At 50.8% G+C, this 23,031-nt stretch carries 16 protein-coding genes; 6 read left to right on the top strand and 10 right to left on the bottom strand.

Annotation, left to right across the window (positions count from 1 at the left end; all coding sequences use genetic code 11):
* Positions 1-26 precede the first annotated feature (26 nt).
* Positions 27-7,622, top strand: a complete 7,596-nt coding sequence (sov, locus tag AC5RDV_RS06535) for a T9SS outer membrane translocon Sov/SprA (protein ID WP_282748378.1) — start codon at positions 27-29, stop codon at positions 7,620-7,622.
* Positions 7,623-7,938: 316 nt separating this feature from the next.
* On the opposite strand, the gene AC5RDV_RS06530 is transcribed toward sov, so the two are convergent.
* Positions 7,939-9,420, bottom strand: coding sequence for a CCA tRNA nucleotidyltransferase (locus AC5RDV_RS06530; protein ID WP_008625721.1), 1,482 nt, complete (start codon positions 9,418-9,420; stop codon positions 7,939-7,941).
* A 112-nt stretch (positions 9,421-9,532) separates the two neighbouring features.
* Between AC5RDV_RS06530 and AC5RDV_RS06525 the strand changes: the two genes are divergently transcribed.
* Positions 9,533-10,009: a hypothetical protein gene (locus AC5RDV_RS06525; protein WP_008625722.1), complete on the top strand. Its 477-nt coding sequence runs from the start codon at positions 9,533-9,535 to the stop codon at positions 10,007-10,009.
* Positions 10,010-10,106: 97 nt separating this feature from the next.
* Here AC5RDV_RS06525 and AC5RDV_RS06520 read toward each other — a convergent pair whose 3' ends face one another.
* The 7 genes from AC5RDV_RS06520 to tsaB form a co-directional block, all read right to left on the bottom strand.
* Positions 10,107-10,289: a DUF4250 domain-containing protein gene (locus tag AC5RDV_RS06520; protein WP_040602592.1), complete on the bottom strand. Its 183-nt coding sequence runs from the start codon at positions 10,287-10,289 to the stop codon at positions 10,107-10,109.
* A 334-nt stretch (positions 10,290-10,623) separates the two neighbouring features.
* Positions 10,624-12,027, bottom strand: coding sequence for an RIP metalloprotease RseP (gene rseP / locus AC5RDV_RS06515; RefSeq protein WP_282748379.1), 1,404 nt, complete (start codon positions 12,025-12,027; stop codon positions 10,624-10,626).
* Positions 12,028-12,054: 27 nt separating this feature from the next.
* Positions 12,055-13,221, bottom strand: a complete 1,167-nt coding sequence (locus AC5RDV_RS06510; RefSeq protein ID WP_040602594.1) for a 1-deoxy-D-xylulose-5-phosphate reductoisomerase — start codon at positions 13,219-13,221, stop codon at positions 12,055-12,057.
* A gap of 14 nt (positions 13,222-13,235) precedes the next feature.
* Positions 13,236-13,763: a ribosome maturation factor RimM gene (gene rimM / locus AC5RDV_RS06505; protein ID WP_276786463.1), complete on the bottom strand. Its 528-nt coding sequence runs from the start codon at positions 13,761-13,763 to the stop codon at positions 13,236-13,238.
* Positions 13,760-15,070, bottom strand: a complete 1,311-nt coding sequence (gene murA / locus AC5RDV_RS06500) for a UDP-N-acetylglucosamine 1-carboxyvinyltransferase (RefSeq protein WP_008625728.1) — start codon at positions 15,068-15,070, stop codon at positions 13,760-13,762. The genes rimM and murA overlap by 4 nt, the downstream gene beginning before the upstream one ends.
* Before the next feature lie 17 nt (positions 15,071-15,087).
* On the bottom strand, positions 15,088-15,708 hold the full coding sequence (locus tag AC5RDV_RS06495) for a DUF4290 domain-containing protein (protein ID WP_008625729.1): 621 nt from the start codon (positions 15,706-15,708) through the stop codon (positions 15,088-15,090).
* Complete coding sequence (gene tsaB / locus AC5RDV_RS06490; RefSeq protein ID WP_008625730.1) at positions 15,709-16,401, bottom strand: tRNA (adenosine(37)-N6)-threonylcarbamoyltransferase complex dimerization subunit type 1 TsaB; 693 nt, start codon at positions 16,399-16,401, stop codon at positions 15,709-15,711.
* 86 nt (positions 16,402-16,487) lie between these two features.
* Here tsaB and AC5RDV_RS06485 point away from each other — a divergent pair, with 86 nt between their 5' ends.
* Genes AC5RDV_RS06485 through nadD form a run of 4 tightly spaced genes read left to right on the top strand, consistent with a single transcriptional unit; the run spans position 16,488 to position 18,756 of the window.
* Complete coding sequence (locus tag AC5RDV_RS06485; RefSeq protein WP_008625731.1) at positions 16,488-17,363, top strand: YicC/YloC family endoribonuclease; 876 nt, start codon at positions 16,488-16,490, stop codon at positions 17,361-17,363.
* A gap of 14 nt (positions 17,364-17,377) precedes the next feature.
* Positions 17,378-17,944, top strand: a complete 567-nt coding sequence (gene gmk / locus AC5RDV_RS06480; protein WP_008625732.1) for a guanylate kinase — start codon at positions 17,378-17,380, stop codon at positions 17,942-17,944.
* A 12-nt stretch (positions 17,945-17,956) separates the two neighbouring features.
* Complete coding sequence (locus AC5RDV_RS06475) at positions 17,957-18,175, top strand: hypothetical protein (RefSeq protein WP_008625733.1); 219 nt, start codon at positions 17,957-17,959, stop codon at positions 18,173-18,175.
* A complete protein-coding gene (nadD, locus tag AC5RDV_RS06470; protein WP_130893403.1) occupies positions 18,172-18,756 on the top strand; it encodes a nicotinate (nicotinamide) nucleotide adenylyltransferase in 585 nt (194 codons plus the stop codon). Before AC5RDV_RS06475 ends, nadD begins: the two co-directional genes overlap by 4 nt.
* A 112-nt stretch (positions 18,757-18,868) precedes the next feature.
* Here nadD and AC5RDV_RS06465 read toward each other — a convergent pair whose 3' ends face one another.
* Together AC5RDV_RS06465 and AC5RDV_RS06460 are read right to left on the bottom strand one after the other, a co-directional pair.
* The gene (locus AC5RDV_RS06465) at positions 18,869-20,473 is read right to left on the bottom strand and encodes an alpha-L-fucosidase (RefSeq protein WP_282748398.1); all 1,605 of its coding nucleotides are present in this window, start codon (positions 20,471-20,473) and stop codon (positions 18,869-18,871) included.
* A 106-nt stretch (positions 20,474-20,579) separates the two neighbouring features.
* Positions 20,580-22,508: an alpha-L-fucosidase gene (locus AC5RDV_RS06460; RefSeq protein ID WP_282748380.1), complete on the bottom strand. Its 1,929-nt coding sequence runs from the start codon at positions 22,506-22,508 to the stop codon at positions 20,580-20,582.
* Positions 22,509-23,031 lie beyond the last annotated feature (523 nt).

Below are 23,031 nucleotides of genomic sequence, written 5' to 3'. Positions count from 1 at the left end.
AAAGCTTCATAGCCCAACGGAACAGCATGAAAAGAAACCTACAAAAGTGGCTCTACCTCATCCTTTTGGCCATCAGTGCCAACGCACTGGCGGACATGGGAGGTGCCGCTTTCTTGCATATACCCCGGAACGAGACCCCGGCTCCGGCCGAACCGGACACCATCCGGCCACGTTTCAGCGTGAAGCGGACGGTGCCCCGCGACGAAGACGACCTGAAAAAACGGAGCCTCGACCTGAAAGACCCGGACAACCTGAAAACGGATACTGTTTACGACCCGGCGACAGGCAATTACACCATCGGTACCAAAGTGGGCGACAGTTACCTGAACGCCCCTCTCCTGATGTCGCCGGAAGAATATCAGGAATGGAGCCTAAAAAAGTCCTTACAGAACTACTACCGGCAAAAGAACAGCGAAGCTTTCGAAAACGAGGGCAAAAACAAATTCGACTTCACGGACATGCAATTCGACCTGGGACCGGCTGAGAAAATATTCGGCCCCGGCGGCGTACGCATCAAGACCCAAGGTTCCGCCGAACTGAAAATCGGGGGCAACCTGAAGAAGACAGATAACCCAAGCCTATCGGAAAACCGCCGGAAAACCTTCGGATTCGATTTCGAAGAGAAAATCAACATGAGCATGAACGGCAGCGTGGGCGACAAAATCAACATGAACCTGAACTACAACACCGATGCCACGTTCGACTTCGACGCACAAAGCATGAAACTGCGCTACGAAGGCAAGGAAGACGAAATCATCAAGTTGATAGAAGGGGGTAACGTCTCGCTTCCCACCAATTCCTCGCTCATCAAAGGCGCTTCCTCGCTGTTCGGCCTGCGGGCTGACCTGCAATTCGGCAAACTGAAACTGCAAACGGTCGTTTCCCAAAAGAAATCGGCCTCGAAAAGCGTGTCGTCCAAGGGCGGCACACAAACGCACAATTATGAGTTCTCGGCCACGGAATACGAAGAGAACCGGCATTTTTTCCTCGCCCACTTCTTCCGTGAACATTATGACCAGAACATGAGCAAACTGCCCACCGTCATGTCCGGCGTGACCATCAAACGCATCGAACTCTGGGTGACGAACAAATCGGGAAGCTATGAAAGCAACCGTAACATCGTGGCCTTCACCGACCTGGGCGAACATGACCATATCTCCAACCCGATTTGGAGCAAAGGCAACGTGCAAGTGGCCGCCAATGCCGCCAACACCCTCTATTCGACCATGACCACGCAGCATGCCGCCGCACGCGACATCAGCCAGACATCGAGCGACTTGGACGCCATCGCGGGCTTTGAAGGCAGCGTGGACTATGAAAAGCTGCAAAGCGCACGCCTGTTGTCTTCTTCGGAATACACCGTAAACAATTCATTGGGCTACGTGTCGCTCAACTTTACCCTGCAACCGGACGAAGTCCTGGCCGTAGCCTTCGAATACACTTATAACGGCACAACCTACCAAGTGGGCGAATTCTCGGCCGACCTGACCGACAATACCCAAGCCTTGTTCGTCAAGGCCCTGAAGAACACCTCGAACACACCGCAGATGGGCAACTGGGACTTGATGATGAAAAACGTGTACAGCTTGGGAGCCACAAGCACGCAAAAGGAGAAGTTCAAGCTGGACATCCAATACCAAAGCGACTCCGCCGGGGTGTACGTGTCCTACATTCCCGAAGCCAAGTTCAAAAGCACCAAACTTTTAAGAGTAATGAACTTAGACCGCTTGGATGCCAACAACCGTCCGAACCCAAACGGACAGTTCGACTACGTGGAGGGATACACCATCAACAAAGGGCGCATCTATTTCCCCGTGACCGAACCTTTCGGAAGCCACCTGCGTAAATATTTGAACGATGAAGCCTTGGCCGAGAAGTATTGTTTCGACGCATTGTACGACTCCACCAAGACCATGGCCAAGCAGATAGCGGAAAAGAACAAATTCCTGCTCTCCGGAGAGTACAAGGGAAACAACGGTGCCGAAATCAGCCTCGGAGCCATGAACGTGCCACAAGGCTCCGTGACCGTCACGGCCGGCGGGGTAACGTTGGTGGAGAACCAAGACTACACGGTGGATTACTCCATGGGCGTGGTGACCATCATCAACCAAAGCATCATCGACGCAGGTACGAACGTGAGCGTGGACTTTGAAAGCAACGACAACTACGGCATGCAGCGCAAAACGCTCGTAGGATTCAACTTGCAATACGACGTGAGCAAGGACTTCACTTTCGGTGGGACGTTCATGTTCCTGAACGAACAGCCGCTCACCACAAAAGTAAACATGGGAGAAGAACCTTTGAAAAACACCCTGTGGGGTGTCAACCTCTCGTGGAAAAAAGAAAGCCAATGGCTGACCAACCTGATAGACAAAATACCGCTCATCGATGTGACAGAGCCTTCGCAAATCAGCTTTACCGGGGAGTTCGCCCAACTCATTGCCGGGCAAAACAAGAAGATACAGGGGTCGGCTTCCTACATCGATGACTTCGAGAACACGAAAAACGGCATCAGCGTGATGCAGCCCACCAACTGGATGATTTCCAGCGTGCCCTCCGACTTTGAAGAAAGCAAGCTCGTCAATGACGTGCGCGGAGGATACAACCGCGCCCTGCTGAGTTGGTACACCGTGGATCCGCTTTTCACGCGCCAAAGCTCCTCGCTCACGCCCGCCCATATCAAGAGCGACTTGAACCAACTTTCCAACCACTATGTGCGCGAAGTGTACGAACGGGAACTCTATCCCAACAAGACGCAGACCAGTTACAACTCGGCTGCTTCGCTCCCGGTCATGAACCTCGCATTCTACCCTACCGAACGGGGAGCCTACAACTTAGATCCGAATCTGGACTACAACGGACGGCTCACCAACCCCAAAACCCGTTGGGGCGGCATGATGCGTAAATTGGACACCAACGATTTCGAGACGGCCAACATCGAATACGTGGAATTCTGGTTGCTCGACCCGTTCATCTATACCCGTGACAAGGGCGGCGATTACGGGGGGGACTTCTATCTGAACTTAGGCGAAGTGAGCGAGGACATCCTCCACGACGGGAAGAAATTCTTCGAAAGCGGAATGCCCATCGACGGGAACTCCAGTTACTATACGGAAACAGCGTGGGGACGCGTGCCCAACACCACCAGCGTGGTCTACGCCTTCAACAACGAGTCCGGAGCGCGCGAGCGGCAGGACATCGGGTTGAACGGACTCAACAGCGAAGAAGAACGCACGTTCGGTGCCTACCGCGAGTTCCTCATGGCCGTACAAGGGAAAGTAAGCCCGCAAGTGTACGATTCGCTGATGAACGACCCGGCCGGAGACGATTACCATTACTTCCGGGGGTCGGACTACGATGCCCAACAACGCAGCATCCTCGACCGTTACAAGTACATCAACCTGCCGGAAGGCAACTCGCGGTCGAACGAAAATGCGAACGAATCGTATGACACTTCATACAAGACCACGCCCGACGTGGAAGACATCAACCAGGACTACACGTTGAACGAGTACGAGAAATATTACCAATACAAAATCAGCATCCGTCCGGAGAGCTTCGTCGTGGGACAAAACTATATCGTGGACAAACGCACGGCGAGCGTCAAGCTCCGCAACGGCAACACGGAAGAGGTGAACTGGTACCAGTTCCGCGTACCGCTTACCGAATACCAAAAGAAAGTGGGCAACATCAACGACTTTACGAGCATACGGTTCATGCGCATGTTCCTGACCGGTTTCGAACAGCCCGTCATCCTGCGTTTCGCCACGTTGGACCTGGTGAAAGCCGAATGGCGTTCCTACGAACAGGCCCTTTATGCAGGAGAAATGCCCTCCACGACCGGAAGCATGGAAATATCGGCCGTCAACATTGAAGAAAACAACGACAAGACACCGGTGAACTACGTACTCCCTCCGGGTATCAGCCGCGTAGTGGATCCCTCACAAAGCCAACTGGCAGAAGACAACGAACAGGCCCTCTCGCTGACGGTCCGCAACTTGGCCACAGGAGACGCCCGTGCCGTGTACAAGAATACCAACTTGGACATGCGCCAGTATAAACACCTCCAAATGTTCGTACATGCTAACGCGTTGGCCGAGAACGTAACCGAAACGGAAGACAACCAGACCAGTGTCTTTATCCGCCTCGGTTCGGACTACAAGAACAATTTCTACGAATACGAAATTCCCTTGAAGCTGACGGCTGCCGGACGGTACGACACTTACTCCGCCGACCAGTGCCGTGCCGTGTGGCCCGAAGAGAACATGTTGGACATCGACCTCTCGGTGTTTACCAAAGTAAAACAGGCACGCAACCGCGAAAAGAGCCTCGGCAACACCAACCTGACCACACTCTTCTCCGTCTACGACGACAACAGGCCGAACAACAAGGTAAGCGTCATGGGTAACCCTACCTTGGGAGAAGTGAAGACCATCATGATAGGCGTGCGCAACAATGCCCGCGAAACCAAGTCGGTGGAAGTATGGGCCAACGAGCTTCGCCTGCAGGAATACAGCAACGACGGCGGATGGGCAGCACAAGGCTCCTTGAACGTCCAATTCTCCGACCTCGGCTCCGTCAACCTGACCGGGCACATGGAAACTGCCGGATTCGGAGGCATAGAAGACAAAGTGAGCGAACGCAACCAGGAGGACATGTACAATTACAGCATCACGACCAGTTTTGAACTGGGCAAGCTGCTGCCGGAGAAAGTACGCTTCACGGCTCCCATTTACTATTCGTTCAATAAAGAGGTCGTCAAACCGAAATACAATCCGCTCGACACGGACATGTTGTTGGAAGACGCCCTCGACGCTTGCGCCACGGAACACGAAAAGGACTCGCTGCGAAGTCTGACTACCACGGAAACCACGAACAAGAACTTCAGCCTGAGCAACGTGAAATTCAACATCGCCACGCCCAAACACCCCATGCCCTACGACCCTGCCAACTTCTCGTTCAGCTATTCGCACAGCGAGTCTAACAAAACGGGCGAAACCACGGCTTGGGAAACGGAAAAGAACTGGAACGGAGCGTTCAACTACAACTATTCTCCCGAATACAAGCCTTTCGAGCCGTTCAAGAAGATGATTAAAAGCAAGAGCAAATGGTGGGACATCATCCGCGACCAGAACTTTAACTACTTGCCGCAAAACATCAGCTTCAACACGAACATCCTGCGAAACTATTACGAGTACCAGGAACGGGACATCGAGAATCTGGAAGACCCAACGTCGCTCCCTCTCTCCTTCTCCAAAGAATTCCTGTGGAATCGTGATTTCAGCCTGAAATGGGATTTGACCAAAAACCTTCATTTCTCGTTCAATTCCGCCACCCATGCGGAAATCGAAGAACCGAACGTTCCGGTCAACAAGGACCTCTACGCCGACCAATACCACGCATGGAAAGATTCCGTATGGCACAGCATCAAGGGTTTCGGTACGCCGCTTGACTACCAACAGGACTTTACGGCCTCCTACAAAGTGCCTTTGGAGAAAATCCCGTGCTTCTCGTGGATTTCGCTTGACGGGAACTACACGGCCAACTATTCCTGGGAACGCGGCATGGAACTGGAAGACGGGACTTCCTACGGCAACACCATCAACAACCAACGTTCGGCTACGATAAACGGGCGCTTCAACCTGGAAACGCTGTATAATTTCTCTTCTTTCCTGAAAGAGGTCAACAAGAAATTCTCGGCCAGCGAACGAAAGAAAGCCAAGGACAAAAGCAACCGTGAACGGGAGAAGGCCAAGGCACAAAAAGAAAAAGAGAAGGAAGCTGCCGCCAAGGGAAAAGACGGGCAAAACAAAGACGGGAAGGACAAACCGGGCAGCAAACCGGCAGACAATGCCAAAGGCACGGCCAACGCCAAGGTGAAAAACCCGAAGTTCAAGGGATTCGCCGGTGAAATCACCCTGAAGCCCGACACGACCGTGGAACTGGCGCACAACCAAAAAAGCCGCCGCATACGCGTCACCGCCGTAACCGCTGCCGGACACCGCTACCCGATCAAGTTCAAGAAACTGGACAAGAACAAGATTCGCATCCTGAACATGGACTCCGTAAAACTGCGTGTCAACGTCATAGCCAAGACACCGGCCAGGGAAAAGCCCTGGTACCCCTACTTACAAGGAGCTACACGCTTCCTGATGATGGTGCGCAACGTCAGTGTCAGCTACCGTAACACGTTTGCCATGTCCTTACCCGGGTTCCTGCCCAACGTGGGCGACATGCTCGGGCAACGCACGGGCGGCGGCATGCAACCGGGATTGGACTTTGCCTTCGGTTTCACTGGCGAAAGCTATATCGACAAGGCCAACGAACGGGGCTGGCTGCTCAACAATGACAGCATCAGCACGCCGGCCACCACCAACGCCATGGAGGATCTCCAGATTAAAGCCACGTTGGAACCTATCCCGGACTTGAAGATTGACTTGAACGCCAGCCGTACGGTGAACAGCAACAAGAGCATACAATATATGTATGCGGGCATGCCCACCACGCAAAGCGGCAGCTTCACGATGACCACCATTTCCATCAAATCGGCCTTCGAAAGCCGGGGCGATGCCGGAAACGGATACAGCAGCAAGACATTCGCCCGTTTCCAACAATACCTCAACACGTTCCAAAGCCGTGTGGAAGCCCGCTACGCCAATGCCACCTATCCGGCTGCCACCGGGTTACAGGGCAAGTTCGACCCTGCCAACGGTACGGTAGACAAGTATTCGTCCGACGTAATGATACCGGCTTTCCTGGCCGCTTACACCGGGGGAGGTGACATCAACTCCCCGTTGGACATTTTCCCGAACCTGGCACGCATGCTGCCCAACTGGACCGTATCCTACAAAGGCCTGGCCTACCTGCCATGGATACGGGACCATTTCAAGAGCGTAACCCTGAACCACTCTTACAAGAGCATCTACTCCGTGGGGGCTTACAATACGTACAGCAGTTGGATGGAGTACATGGGCGACTTAGGATTCATACAAAACACCACGGACAATGCCATCATCCCAAGCAGCATGTACGACATCAGTTCCGTATCCATCAACGAAGCCTTCTCCCCTTTGGCCGGATTGGACATGACGTTGAACAACAACATGACTTTCAAGGTGGAATACCGCAAGACACGCGTACTCACCCTGAGTATGACCGCAGCGCAGTTGAATGAGGCGTGCAGCAACGACTTCGTCATCGGATGGGGCTATAAAATCAATGATTTCAAGTTCTCGTCCCTCTTTGGAGGCCGACGCAAGAAAGCCGGGAGGGGAAGCAACAACAAACAAACGAACGCGGCCAACAACCGGAACAATACCCGCAAGAGCGGGACTTCGGCAAAAAACAGCCGAGTCATCAGCCACGACCTGAACCTGCGTTTCGACTTCTCGTTCCGCAACCAAGATGCCATTACGCGCAACATACAGACTTCGCTGTCGGAAGCTACAAGCGGCAACAAAGCCATCAAAGCCTCGTTCAGTGCGGACTACACGATGAGCCGTTACGTCACATTGAGCCTCTACTACGACCGCCAACGCAACCAACCGTTGCTCTCGTCCAACGCTTATCCCACCATCACGCAGGATTTCGGGTTCAGCCTGCGGTTCTCGCTGACAAGATAAGCCCTCAACCTACCAACGATACGGCGGGGCAGGAAAGCATCCGGCTCCGCCGCATTGTTGGTTTCCCGTCCAGGAACTTTGTTTCACATGTATATGATTTTCATCGTCCCTCCGCCCCAAATGAAAATCTCCTGAGAACGGAATTTCATTCGGCTGAGAATGAGAAATCGTTTGGCTGAGATTGATTTTTCGTTTGGCGCAGAACGAAACGTCATTCTCTTCCGTTCGAGAACTAACTATCTACCAAACTGTATCACAGTTAATTAAAAAGAAAGCGGCCACCCATGGCAAAAGAAGCCACAGTCTCCTCCGGCTGTCAAACTTCTTCCTTTACCGATGCAGAAGGTGCTCCTCCTATTTCTGAAGTGCCAACCGGTTTAAGTCCCATCTTTACCGCCCGACGGAGCATGAACTCGTATGCCGCATCGTGCTCGTTCGGCACCACACCGTCGAGAATCGCATCCTTAATTGCACTCTTCAGGCTACCGACTTCACGGCAAGGAGGCAGTCCGAACACCGCCATAATCTCCTCTCCCGAAACCGGAGGCTGGAAGTTGCGCACGCGATCGCGCTCCTCCAAATCCACCAACTTGCGGCGTACCAATTTGAAATTGTCTAAGAAACGTTGTTTACGTTGGGCGTTCTTCGAGGTAATATCAGCCTCGCAAAGTGTCATCAAGTCCTCGATGTCATCACCGGCTTCGAACAACAAGCGACGCACGGCAGAATCTGTCACTTCCTCATCGGCAATGACAATGGGGCGCATGTGCAGCTCCACCATCTTTTGCACATATTTCATCTTCTCGTTCATCGGCAGCTTCATCTTCCGGAAAATGTCCGGCACCATCTTGGAACCGATAAAGTTATGGTTGTGGAAAGTCCACCCCGCCACAGGGTCAAAACGTTTCGTACGCGGTTTGCCGATGTCGTGCAAGAGGGCCGCCCAACGCAACCACAAATTATCCGTGTGCCGGCAAATATTATCGAGCACTTCAAGCGTGTGGTAGAAATTGTCCTTATGCGCACGTCCTTTTACCTTTTCCACCCCCTCCATAGCTGCCAACTCAGGAAAAATGAGAGGCAACAAGCCGCACCGGGCCAACTCCACGAAACCCTTCGAAGGCGTAGGGGTCATCATTATCTTGTTCAATTCATCGGCAATACGCTCGCGGGAGACAATCTTTATCCGTTCCCGGTTCCGTTCCAGTGCCTCGAACGTCTCTTCGTCTATATAAAAATTCAGTTGGGTGGCAAAACGCACACAACGCATCATACGCAGCGGGTCGTCGCTGAAAGTGATGTCGGGGTCGAGCGGCGTACGGATGAGGCGGTCTTCCATGTCCCACACGCCGTCGAACGGGTCGACCAGTTCCCCGAACCGTTCACGGTTCAAACATACGGCCAACGCGTTAATCGTGAAATCACGGCGGTTCTGGTCGTCTTCCAACGTCCCGTCTTCCACCACCGGCTTGCGCGAGTCATGGCTGTAACTCTCCTTCCGTGCTCCCACGAACTCCACCTCCATCCCCCGGAACTTGACTTGTGCCGTACCGAAATTGCTGAACACACTCAGGCGTGCACCTCGCCCTAACCTGCCGGCCAGGGCCTTTGCCAAAGCTATGCCGCTCCCCACCGTCACGACATCGATGTCCTGCGAAGGACGCTCCAGAAAAAGATCACGCACATAACCGCCTACGACATAGCATTCCACACCCTGCTCATCAGCCACTTCCGATATTTGATGGAATATCTTTTTGTCCAACAAATGTCGCAAATCTTCCTTCGTCAAATTCCTCATTCTTCAAAAATACCATAAAATAATTGCAAAAATACGATTTTTTGCGCATCGGTTTGAATTATTCCCTCAAAAAATGGTACTTTTGTAAAACGAACTCTGTGACAAAAAGCCTATGAGAAAAGCATTATACACCTTATTGCTTCCTGTTATCGCCTGTTCCTGTACAGGCCAAGAAGATAAGGAAGAAGAATACGCAGGCCGTATGATTGATGCCGCGCGTACCTTAATGACAGAAGGAAACTACGTAGCTGCCAAAGACAGTATTCTGGCCATGCGTGAAACTTTCCCTACGGCCTTTAAAGCCCGCGCCACCGGCATTATCGTAATGGACAGCATCGAACTCCTTGCGGCACAAGATACGTTGGCCATAATGGACAGCACCTTGATGGCAGAACAGGAAATACTGAAAAAACTGGAAACAGAAAAACGACGGGGAAATAATGCCGAATATTACCGACAACGCACGGAAGTATTCCATCTCAAACAACGTTTTGACGAACTGGGAGCCAAAGTCAAATTTTATCTGCGCAAGATTGAAGTGGACATGCTTGAGAACAAGCGAGACACGGGCAATAAGGAACAAGATTGAGCCACTACCCACTTTTTACATCATAAGGAAACAACGTCCCCTTCATAGCCGTTGCGGCAAGAAGGGGACGTCTACTATAATTGATTGTGTTTGTGTGTTACCAGAACTTATTGGCTGCCGCATTATATTCCAAACCGGCTTCGGCCATCTTGCCTTCCAATTCCTGACGGTCCACGTCCATATCATCGCATAAAGCATCGAGCGTCGGATAAAAATCACGCAACTTCATATTGATGAAACTCATCAACATCATCGGATCTTTCGGCATTTCTCTTTCCATCTTCTTTCTCTCCATCTTATCATTATAAATGTCCGTGCCTGACCGTCACCACCAACGTGCCTATGCAAAGCGCAGCCGCCACCAGACAAGCAAACAACACGTGCCATATATATGTATCCATCTGAAAAAATAATCTTTTTACCTTAAACAAACCGTAACCTAACGCGTATCTTTACCTTAAAACAATTACCTATTAATCTCTTTTTCGTGATACAAAGATACAAACAGGACGTTTATCCCGCAAGGATGAATAATCATTTAGAAATGAATTCCGGTAAATTCTTGACCTAAATCAAGAATTTACCGGAACGTTGTATCAGATACGACAAAGATGTTACAATAAGAACCTCACAATATCATTATAACAAGCCAACACCATAAGACCCATGATCAAAGCCATACCTACCACTTGGGCACGTTCGAGGAACTTGTCGCTAGGCGGGCGGCGAAGAATCATCTCGGCAACGAGGAACAGCACGTGACCACCGTCCAACGCCGGAATGGGCAGGATGTTCATGAAGGCCAGCATCAGGCTCAGGAAAGCTGTGGTTTCCCAAAACGTCAGCCAGTCCCACGTAGCAGGGAAAATGCTCCCGATAGTGATGAAACTGCCCACACTTTTCGCTCCGTCGGCCGTAAATAAGTACTTCAAGTCGCTTACATATCCGGAAAGTACATCTATCCCATGGGAAACACCGGCCGGAATACTGGCCCAGAAACCATAGTCAACCTTTATTGGTTTATAATATGCCGAAAGGGTTTGTTTCAACAATCCTAATTTGTAATCCGCCCCAAGTTCCAATGTAACGGTATCCGTACGAGTGCCATCTTTCGACTGGTAAACCACAGACAGGCGACTGAGACGCACGCTATCCTCATGGGACGGGCTTTCGGCCATCAAAGGTTCCATGCGTGCTCTCATAATTTCGTCAAAGTCGCTCCACGTAGCCACCGGCTTCCCATCCATCGCCACGATGCGGTCACCACTACGGATTCCGGCTTCATACACCGGAGAGGAAGGAAGAACAGAATCTATGACCGAGGGAATGAAAGGAACCATGAACGGCGGATTGGACTTGAGCATCTCCAACATGTTCATATCTTCCGGCATTGTCAAGTTTGCTTCCTTGCCCCCACGCAACACAGTCACTTCACGGGCTTCCGATACGGCACGGTAAACGGAACCGTCCCATTTCCGGATTTCTTCACCGTCCACCGCCAACAAGACATCCCCGTCACAGAAACCTAACCGTTCCGCTTGTTCGTTGAACTGATATCCCATCGTCATATCCTTGGCCGGAACATACTGTTCGCCCCAATGGAAAAGAATCATGGTGTAAATGAACAAAGCCAAAAGGAAATTGACTACTACGCCTCCAATCATAATGAGCAGGCGTTGCCACGCCGGTTTGGCACGGAACTCCCACGGCTGCACCGGTTTTTTCATCTGCTCGGTGTCCATGCTTTCGTCTATCATGCCGGCAATCTTCACATAGCCTCCAAAGGGAAGCCAACCGACACCGTACTCGGTCTCATTGTCCTTGCACTTGGGAAACAAACGGGTAAACCATTTGTCTTTCGTACTAAATAAGTGGAAATAAGGATCGAAAAAAAGAAAAAACTTCTCCACTTTCACGCGGAAGAGTTTGGAGAAAAAGAAATGTCCCCCCTCGTGAAGCACTACGAGAATCGAAAGCGAGAGCACCAACTGGAGGGCTTTAATCAATGTTGCATCCATGTAATATTGTGTTTGTTTTGTTTTTGTTTAACATGTCCCGACGTACTCTGCCGCAATCCGGCGTGCCTCGGCATCTGTCTGCAAATAATCCTCGTACGTGGGTTCCTTTATGAAAGAAGCTTCCCGCATCGTATTGGCTATCACATCGCTCATCTGCAAGAAACCGATACGATCCTCCAAAAAGGCACGGTTGACAACTTCGTTAGCCGCATTGACAATGCAAGGCATGTTCCCACCCTCGTACAAGGCTTCATACGCCAAAGCCAGATTCCGGAAACGACAGGTGTCCGGCTCCTCGAAAGTAAGCGTACCTATCCGGAACAAGTCCAACCTTTCGAATGAACTCTGCAAACGCAACGGATAAGAGAAAGCATATTGTATGGGCACACGCATGTCCGGCACTCCCAACTGAGCCTTGACCGCCCCGTCGGCAAACTGCACGGCACTGTGCACGATAGACTGTGGATGTACCACCACCTGTATCTGTCCCGGCTCGACGCCAAACAACCATTTGGCCTCTATCACTTCAAAGCCCTTGTTCATCATCGACGCGGAGTCGATGGTAATTTTCGCCCCCATCGACCAATTCGGATGTTTCAAAGCCTGGGCTTTGGTCACCATAGCCAACTGTTCACGGGAAAACGTGCGGAAAGGACCGCCCGAAGCTGTAAGGATAATCTTCTCCACAGGGCTTACCTCACCAGCCAGACATTGGAAAATGGCGGAATGTTCCGAATCCACCGGAATGATGTCTGCATGGTAATCATTTGCCAGACGGTTAATCAATTCTCCGGCCACGACCAATGTTTCCTTATTGGCTAAAGCTATGGCCTTACCGGCCTTTATGGCACTGATGGTCGGCTTCAATCCTGCAAATCCCACCATGGCCGTCAGCACCACGTCCACCGGTCTTTCCTGCACAATCTGGCAAAGCGCATCCGCCCCGGCATACACTTTAACGGGCAAGTCGGCCAACGCATCTCGCAGCACCTCATACTTGTCCTCATTGGCAATGACTACCGCTTCGGGCATGAAACGGCGTGCCTGTTCTATCAACAGCTCCACCCGGTTGTTTGCCGTCAGTACATACGCCTCATACAAATCGGAATGTTCCTCGATGACTTGCAAGGCCTGCGTCCCGATAGATCCCGTGGAACCTAATATCGCAATCTTTTTTTTCTCGTTCGTATTCATCCAAGGTATTATTCTCATTCACCCAAAGCCAAAAGGCCATCGGGCAAAGTCATGTAAATCTTACGGTTTTTATGGTCGATATCATCCACCAAATCTTCACCGGCCGGAAGCAAAATCTTCCCGCCGGAAGGGGTAGCGACTTCAAAAAGGATATTCAACGTAGATTCGTCTACCGCTTCCACCTGTCCCAATTCACCATGAACCGTGTCCACAACTGTGAAACCAGTGAAGTAACTCCACGTATATTCTCCCTCATGTACCTCTTCCGTCAGGGCCTTCGGGAAATAAACCTCCACGCCGACCATGCGGCGTGCCTGCTCCTCCGTATCCACCCCTTCGAATTTCATCAAGACCGTCGTATCGCTCCGAAAGCGGTATTCTTCCATAAAGAAAGGCACCAGTATCCCGTCCATACGGCATACCACATACTCCGCTTCCACACGGTCGAACACATCGTCCGTAAAGGCCATGTTCAATTCCCCCGACACCCCGTGTGTCTTGGTCAACATACCTATTTTATATACTTCGTCTTCACGTATCATTCTTCCACACGTTTGATGCAAGCTCCCAATGCCGCCAGACGCGATTCGATATTCTCGTATCCCCGGTCAATCTGTTCGATATTGCTGATACGGCTCGTCCCGTCTGCACTCATGGCGGCTATCAATAGGGCAATTCCGGCACGTATGTCAGGCGACGTCATGCGTCCGCCACGCAAACGGATTTGATGGTCGTGCCCGACCACCACGGCCCGATGCGGGTCACAAAGGATAATCTGTGCACCCATGTCAATCAACTTGTCCACAAAGAACAAGCGGCTCTCGAACATCTTCTGGTGAATCAACACCGTACCTTTGGCTTGTGTAGCCACCACGAGCAACACACTCAACAAATCCGGGGTCAGTCCCGGCCACGGTGCGTCGCTCAAAGTCATGAACGAACCGTCCAAGAAAGAATCAATCTCATAATGGTCATGCCTCGGGATGAACAAATCATCTCCATGACGAAGCACTTGCACGCCCAGACGGCTAAAAGTATAAGGAATGATGCCTAAATTATCATACGACACATTCTTGATGCCGATACCGTCGCCCACCATGGCCGCCATGCCAATGAAGCTGCCCACCTCTATCATGTCCGGCAAAACCGTATGTGCGGCACCATGAAGCGCATCCACTCCTACGATGGTGAGCAGGTTGGAAGCTATTCCGCTGATGTTCGCCCCCATACGGTTGAGCAAATGACAAAGTTGCTGGATATAAGGTTCGCACGCGGCATTATATATCGTTGTCGTACCCGTAGCCAACACCGAAGCCATAATGATATTGGCCGTACCCGTGACCGAGGCTTCGTCGAGCAACATATACGTACCACACAAGCGCCCGGCATGAATGTCGTACACGCCCCGGCGGATGTCGTAATCAAACTTGGCCCCCAGTTTCTGGATTCCGAGGAAATGTGTGTCCAACCGACGGCGTCCTATTTTGTCTCCCCCCGGTTTAGCCACCATGGCACGGCCGAAACGGGCTATCATCGGCCCGATAAGCATCACGCTTCCCCGCAGTTTGGTACAACGCGCCAGGAACTCATCGCTCTGCACATATTCCATGTTCACCTCGTCGGCCTGGAAAGTAAAGTCGCCCGGAGCATTCCGCGTGACTTTCACACCTACATCTTCCAACAATCGGATTTGGTTGTTCACATCCGAGATGTCGGGTATGTTTTTGATACGTACCGGTTCTGAAGTAAGCAATGTCGCACAAATCACCTGCAAGGCTTCGTTCTTCGCGCCTTGGGGTACAATCTCTCCGGTCAAACGACGACCGCCCTCTATGATAAATGAAGCCATACAAACAGAACCGCCGCTTAATTTTTCCGTTTGTTCTTCCGCCCAACATTGCGATAGGCCACAGGAGCACGCCCCGGTTGGACCTTATCGTATTGGTCGAAGAATAGATGGAACCGTTCTTTGTCCAAATGCACGGAACCATGCGTATAATGGTCCAAATCCAGAGCCACCTTGTCATCGTCCATGGCATCCTTGTTCCAATTTCCCAAACTCCGTTTCATCTGCCCGGCTACCAACATCGTCAGTTCTTCCCGTTCCACACCCTCCGGCATCTCGGCCAATTTGCGTATCAACGCTTCCAACAAAGCCCCGTAATGACGATAACGGATCTTTTTCATCGGATAAGCCATAGGAGACGGCTTACCGTCCCCTCCTACTTTTCTGGGCGTCACTTCGTACGGATAATCAATATCCAACTTATAATCGGCCATGATAGCCAAATGATCCCACAATTTATGCTTGAAATCCGGTACATCACGCAAATGCGGAAACATATTTCCCATTATCGAGACTATCGTGCGGGCACAACGTTGACGCTCCTCACGGTTTTCCAATGTGAGCGCATAATCCACCATTTCCTGAATGCCGCGCCCGTACTCCGGCATCGGTAATTTCTTGCGTTGGGTATTATATATCATTTACAAAAGTTTTTTCGGTTTTGAAGCTACAAATTCTTTCAAATAGAAAGGCTCGAAATAAGCCACATCTTCAAATCGGCCCAGTGCGAAAGCCTTCTCGGCCAGAGGCCCCATGTTCCGTGCCAAAGGCAGGACCTCCGGAAGGAAACGCGCATTCGGGTGCGTAATCCCGACCTTGCACTTCTCAGCCCCGTCACCGAAGAAGTAGACGGGCCGCTCATTCAGAAAGTCTTGGTAAGTGCTTCCGTCCACGATGTCGGCCCCGATGGCCCGTACAGGTCCCAAGGCCCTGTCGTACAAAGCGGCATACACTTCCATCCTGCGCGCATCTATCATAGGACATAGCAAAGCGTCTTCAGGCAAATCTTCGTGATAGAGCAACACCGGCACGCACAACAGTTCCAACGTCGGGACAGCTATCAACTTCAAACCACGGGCATAACAGATGCCCTTGGCCATCGACACACCGATACGCAATCCCGTATATGAACCCGGCCCCTGACTCACTGCCACCGCATCAAAAGGAATTCCGTGATTGTCGATATAAGAGATAGCTTCGTCCACAAAAACACCTAACTGCACCGCATGTGAAGGCCCGCTTTTGTCTACTTTTTCAAACAATACCGCCCCGTCTTCCGTGACGGCTACCGAGCAAACCTTCGTACTCGTTTCAATATGCAGTATACAAGACATAAACTATTTTTTCCTTAGAATAACTCCGCAAAGTTACCATTTTATCCTATTATTTTCCTACTTTTGCATAAAATAATTATTAAATCATGATTCAATCAATGACGGGCTACGGCAAATCGACTGCCGTAGTGAAAGGCAAAAAGATACACGTGGAAATCAAATCCCTCAATAGCAAGGCTTTAGATCTTTCTGCACGTATCGTACCGCTCTATCGGGAAAAGGAAATGGAAATCCGTGCCATGATCAGCCAGACGTTGGAGCGCGGAAAAGTGGACTTCACTATCTGGGTGGAAAAAGACGACACGCAAACGGCTACACCTATCAACGGCGTTATCTTGGACAACTATTACCAACAGATTAAACAAATCAGTGAAGAACGGCATATTCCTCTTCCGGCCGACTGGTTCGCCACGTTATTGCGCCTGCCTGATGTCATGACCCGCACGGAAGTGGAAGAATTGGACGAGGAGGAATGGAATGCCGTACGGACCGCCATCAAGGAAGCCATCGGCAAGCTCGTGGACTTCCGTAAACAGGAAGGTGCCGCATTGCAAAAGAAATTCACCGAGAAGATACAAAACATAGGTGATTTGCTGAAAAGCATCGAGCCGTATGAGCAAAGCCGCACCGAACGCATCCGCCAACGCCTGGTGGAAACCTTGGAAACGATTCCCAATGTGGAATACGACAAGAACCGCCTGGAGCAGGAAATGATTTATTATATCGAGAAACTGGACATCAACGAAGAGAAACAGCGTCTGGCCAACCACTTGAAATATTTCGTGGAGACCATGGAAAACGGGCATGGACAAGGCAAGAAGTTAGGCTTCATCGCCCAGGAAATGGGACGTGAAATCAACACGACGGGAAGCAAGAGCAATCTGGCAGAAATGCAAAACATCGTGGTGAAGATGAAAGACGAACTGGAACAAATCAAAGAGCAAGTGCTCAACGTAATGTAACCATACTGACGAAAATGACAGGCAAACTGATTATCTTTTCCGCTCCCAGCGGCAGCGGGAAAAGCACGCTTATCAATTATCTGATGGGGCAGGACTTGAATTTGGCTTTCAGCATCAGTGCAACCAGCCGCCCGCCACGGGGAACGGAACGTGACGGGGTGGAATATTTCTTCCTCACGCCCGAAGAATTCCGCCAACGCATCGCCAACGGCGAATTTTTAGAATACGAAGAAGTCTACAAAGATCGCTTCTACGGAACCTTGAAAGCACAAGTGGAAAAGCAACTGGAAGCCGGACAAAACGTAGTATTCGACGTGGACGTGCACGGTGGATGCCGCATCAAAGAGTTTTATGGCGACCGCGCCTTGAGCATGTTCATCCAACCGCCCTCGGTGGAAGAACTTCGCCGCAGATTGGAAAACCGGGGCACGGATACGCCGGAAGTCATAGACGACCGCATCGCACGGGCGGAATACGAACTGACCTTCGCCCCCAAATTCGATACGATTGTCGTAAACGACGACCTCGAAAAGGCCAAGGCCGAAGCACTGGCCCGCTTGAAAGCCTTCTTGCACCCATAAAACCCATATTCCATGGACGATAAAACCATCCAAAGGAACTTACAGACCAGCATCATACTGTTCGTCCTGTGCCTGATAACCACCATCGCCGCAGCCCTTCTGCAATGGACCGAAATCACTATAGCCATGGGCGTGTTGGCTGTGGTGCAAGCCTATATCATCTACGTATGGTGGCACCGCAAACGTCACCGGAGACCCCATTTCCAACATAAATCCCACGAAAGGGCATGACGGAAACGGGCATCTACGGGGGGTCTTTCAATCCTATCCACCGGGGACACGTGGAACTGGCCGAACGCCTTTGCCGGGATGAAGGGTTGGATGAATTGTGGTTTATGGTATCTCCCCAGAATCCATTCAAAAAATCGTCTCCCGATTTGTTGGATGAAAATAGCCGTCTGGAGTTGGCCCGCATGGCCGTACGGGAACATCCCTGCCTCAAAGTGAGCGATTTCGAGTTCCGCCTGCCCCGTCCATCCTACACGGCAGACACCTTGGCCGCCCTGCGGCAAGCTTATCCCGACCGGCTTTTTACATTAGTCATCGGTGCCGACAACTGGCTTGCTTTCAAGGATTGGAAGAAACCGGACGAGATTCTAAGCCACCATCGCATCTTGGTCTACCCCCGCCCCGGTTATCCGGTGCAGACCGCGTCCCTGCCCTCCGGAGTCCGGCTCACGGAAACCCCGCTCATCGACATCAGTTCCACCGAACTCCGCCGTCTCATCTCCCAAGGTGAAGATGCCTCTTACGGATTGGACGAAGCGGTCTGGCAGGAAATCCGCAAAAGGGGATACTATCGGAAAGCATAAAGCACCCTGTAGATAAAAACAGGCATGCCCACTGTCTCTTCCACGATTCAGCAGGCATGTCACATCTTTACGGCATCCTTCTCTCATAAAAGCCGATATGCCGACTCATTCATTATACCAATTTTACCTTCAATACCGGTGCTATGCCATTCGTCTTCCCCTCCGGCAACGTCACTTTCAGGCCATCTTCGCCACAAGTGAACTTCACCTTTCCGTAACCTAACAACTCCACACTTTTTACCTTTCCTTTATAATAAGGAGAACCTTTACGGAAGCTTTTCATCATGATTACTTTGCTTTCGGGCCATCCCAAAGCCGTGGCATATACAATCTTCTTGCCTTTCTGCACAAAACGTACATCCTTTGCCGTATAATTCTGTCCTTCATTGAACCCTTGGGCTTTCATCGGGTTGGCAGCCTCTGCCAAAGGCCCCTCACCAAATACGTTCCACGGGCGCGTACCATAAATACTTTCTCCATTGACATCCATCCACGCTTTAATATCTTTAAGGATAGCCACTTCCTTCTCATCTATGGCACCGCTTCCCCTCAAAGGCACACTCAACAAGAGGTTACCGTTTTTGCTCACGATATCCACCAACATCTTTACCACTTGGCTTGCAGGCTTGTACCCGTTACGGTCGTACACGCTCCGTTCATAATGCCAGTTACCCAAGCAAGTACACGTTTGCCAAGCTTTCTCCTGCGGACGGTCGGGTATGCCGCGCTCCACATCCCACACCATGGCCTCCTTGTGCTTGTCCTCAAGTATTTTGCCCGTCACCACGGCACGCATCTTCCCCTTGTTCTCTTTCAGGCTCGTGTTATACATGTGGGCCAGAATCCTCACCCCCTCGTCACTGATGGGATAAAACGGCAACACGGTATCATCGAAATACAACACGTCGGGATGGTAACGGTTCACTACATCCAACGTCCGGTTATATATTTTCGTCTTGAAATCTTCCGAAGGCTGCGAAGCCCCGTTGCCCCATGCCCACTGCGAATGAATGGTTCCGACATTCTTGCTGTCCTTGCTCCGTTCGTGCCGCTGTTCGTACAAATCCTGCGGGTCATAACCTTCCCACCATTTTCCTTTCCCGTCGGTCTTCGTCAACTTGCCATCGAAATCCTGAGAACCTTCCAACCAAGTCCAGGCATGCGAGGCATGGATGCTCACGCCGAGCGGTAAGTCGTATTTCTTGCAAGCCGCAGCCCATTCTCCGACCACATCCCGTTTCGGCCCCATGTTCACGGAGTTCCACGGTTGGTATTTGCTGTCCCAAAGGTCCATATTGTCATGATGGTTACCCAATGCCATGAAATAACGGGCACCCACGCTCTTGTAAAAACGCACCAAGGAATCAGGTTGCCACTCCTCTGCCTTCCATTCGTTAATCACATCCTTGAACCCGAACTCCTTCGGATTGCCGTATTTCTTCACGTGCACGTCGTGCTGCCAATGTCCCGGATAATACATGTGGCGAGCGTACCAATCGCCCGACTCCGGTTCGCACTGCGGTCCCCAATGCGCCCAAATGCCGAACTTGGCATCGCGGAACCAGTCCGGGCACTCGTATGCCGCCAAAGATTCCCACGTCGGTTGGTATTTGCCCGTTTGCATCGGTTCGGGCTGTACATTTTGCTGTGCTGCAACGGGCACACACACAAGCATCGCCGCTCCACAGCACAAAGACATCATCCATTTGTTTCTCATCATCTCATTTATTTGGTTTTGGATGCAAATTTAAATATTTATCCTTAAAACAGGATTGCACTATCTCAATTTAAAATAGGATTTTATAGGCTTTTCCATTTATCTCTCATTTTCTCACCGGACGATTCAACTCCACGGCCACAACCGTCAAGTCTTCTTTTACGGGACGAATGCCCCTCAACGTCACTCCCCGCCCCTTTTGCCTGTATTGCAACGGCTGCTTGGTATAAACGTTGTATGCCCGTTTCACTTTCATCCCTTTATCCAACCGAGGCAGGACAAAAGTATCATCCCCATAACCTCCGAGGAAATAAATATAAATCATATTGCCTTTGTAACAAAAGCCATACTGTCCGTCCACTGGCTGCCAAGGTCCGCCACGCGTACCATAAACAGCTTCACGCGTCGCGTTCACCCATTCGCCAAACTCAAGCATACGCTGTTCCACCAAAGGAGCGACGTTGCCATGCCGATCCGGCCCCACATTCAACAGGAAACACATATTGCGCACCATGCAATCGGCAAAAAGACGCTTCACCTTCTTCAAAGGCATGATGCTCGACAGATTCTCCATCTGCTTGTTATATCCCCATCCGGGTGCCAAAGAAACGCACTTTTCCACCACTCCGGAACGAATCTCTCCCGTCACAGCTCCACCGCCTTCCTCACAGGTGAAATCGCCTATCCAACCGCTGCGCGGATTCACCACAATATCCGGTTGGTATTTCCGGACGATACCCATCAATCCCAACGGCTTCCCGGTTTCCTCATCATAATCACGGAAGTAAGGATTCACCGGCCACCCGTTATTCTCGTCCATGTATTTTCCAGACTCCCAAAACGATGCTCCTTCCGCATCCGTTCCCTTTTGGGCAATCCAACCACCATCCCAGAACAAGTGGTCGATTTTCCCGTAATGCGTCATCAGTTCCTTGACCTGGCAATAAAGTTCTTCCTTCATCAGCCTGGCGTTCTCCTTATGCCATGATGCCGTGGTATAACCGAAACGGTTCGCCGGATTACAGTTGGTACCCGTAATGTCATAATATCCTGGAAAACGCCAGTTAATCAGCGTCTTGTAAAGCCCGACCTTCAAACCGGCCCTACGGCAAGCCTCTACGTATTCTTTCACAAAATCCCTATTGTGCGTCTGCTTCGAAGTAAAAGCGTTCATATATTGGCTTTCAAAAAGTGCGTAACCGTCATGATGCTGAGTGGTGAGGCACACATAGCGCATTCCCGCTTTCTTAGCCAACCGCATCCACTTGTCCGCATCGAAATCCCGGGCATCGAAATATTCCTCGCCAGACTCGGGATAAGCCAATTTACGGTATTCCTCTATGCCGACACCTTGATTCTCCATATACCATTCGCCCTTTCCCGGCCCTGCGTACAGCCCCCAGTGGATGAACATGCCCAACTTGCCATCCAACATCCATTTTATCTTCTCGTCCGGCTGCATGGAAACACCCAAATCGGTCTTCACTTCACGCATCGGAGCGGGTGGAATCCCGTCGTACGTTTTCTCGTGATACTTTCCCGTACATACAATACGAAGGTCGTCCAACCAGGCACACGTGCCCTCCGGATTGTTCTCAAACATCACTTCCACCACGGCCTCCTTTTGCCCTGCCGAAGTATGAAACGGTTTCTTGAACTCCGTCCAAGCAGCCAAAGCCGTAGAAATACTGATGTTGTTTTTCCCTAACCCGGTAGTTTGCAACGTCACATTGTCTGCCCCACTTTCCGTTTTCATGCGTACGGCAAGTTCATAAGCCGACGAAGGCTGCAAAGCCACCTTCAAGCGGAAAGTCGTTCCCGGCGATAATTTGGCCGATTTCCCCCGGTATGCTCCTTCGTCACTGACCGGCTCAGCTTTTCCCAACGCCACTTCCCAACCTTGTAACCCACATTCGAAATCGGAAACCACCACTTCCTGTGCCGCCAAACAGGCCGAAGACAACACAGCTATCCCCCAACAGGACACACGCCTGCCCAAGAGTCCCAATCTGAACCTGTCAGGAATATTTTTCATATACATAGGATTTACCATTAATATTATGAGATTAAGAAATATTTATTTGCAAAGATACATCTTAAGATGAAAAAAAGTTTGTACTTCATCTGCAATAAATAGTATTTTATCGACATATTTTTCACTGACAGCAAAATGCCCAAACGTCAAAGCACCCAACCAGAGCGGACATGATTCGCAAAAACCCGCGCCATCCATATTCCGGCACATTTTATGCAATCCCATAGCACCAGAAGCAAAACAAAAAATGGCTTTCCGCAACCACATCAGGCAACCGAAGATTTGGACATTTGCTGCAAAAACAGACAATCCGGATACATAATGTAATCATCAACCCCATTTTAGACAAAAAGAAAGTCTCATAAAAAACGCGTTCCAAGTGCTTTTACACCCCTTTTCAGAAACACTATTTTGCATTTCAGGCTCGTTTTTCACCCGATTACAGCATTTTTAAGAAAAAACGAGGCCGAACTTTTTTCCGTCCTCAGCAAGAAACACTTTTTTTCTCCGCAGGCCACCGCGC

It is taken from the genome of Paraprevotella sp. (assembly GCF_986071375.1).
Note: the sequence above shows the minus strand (reverse complement) of the source record. Positions and strands in the feature narration are given on the sequence as shown.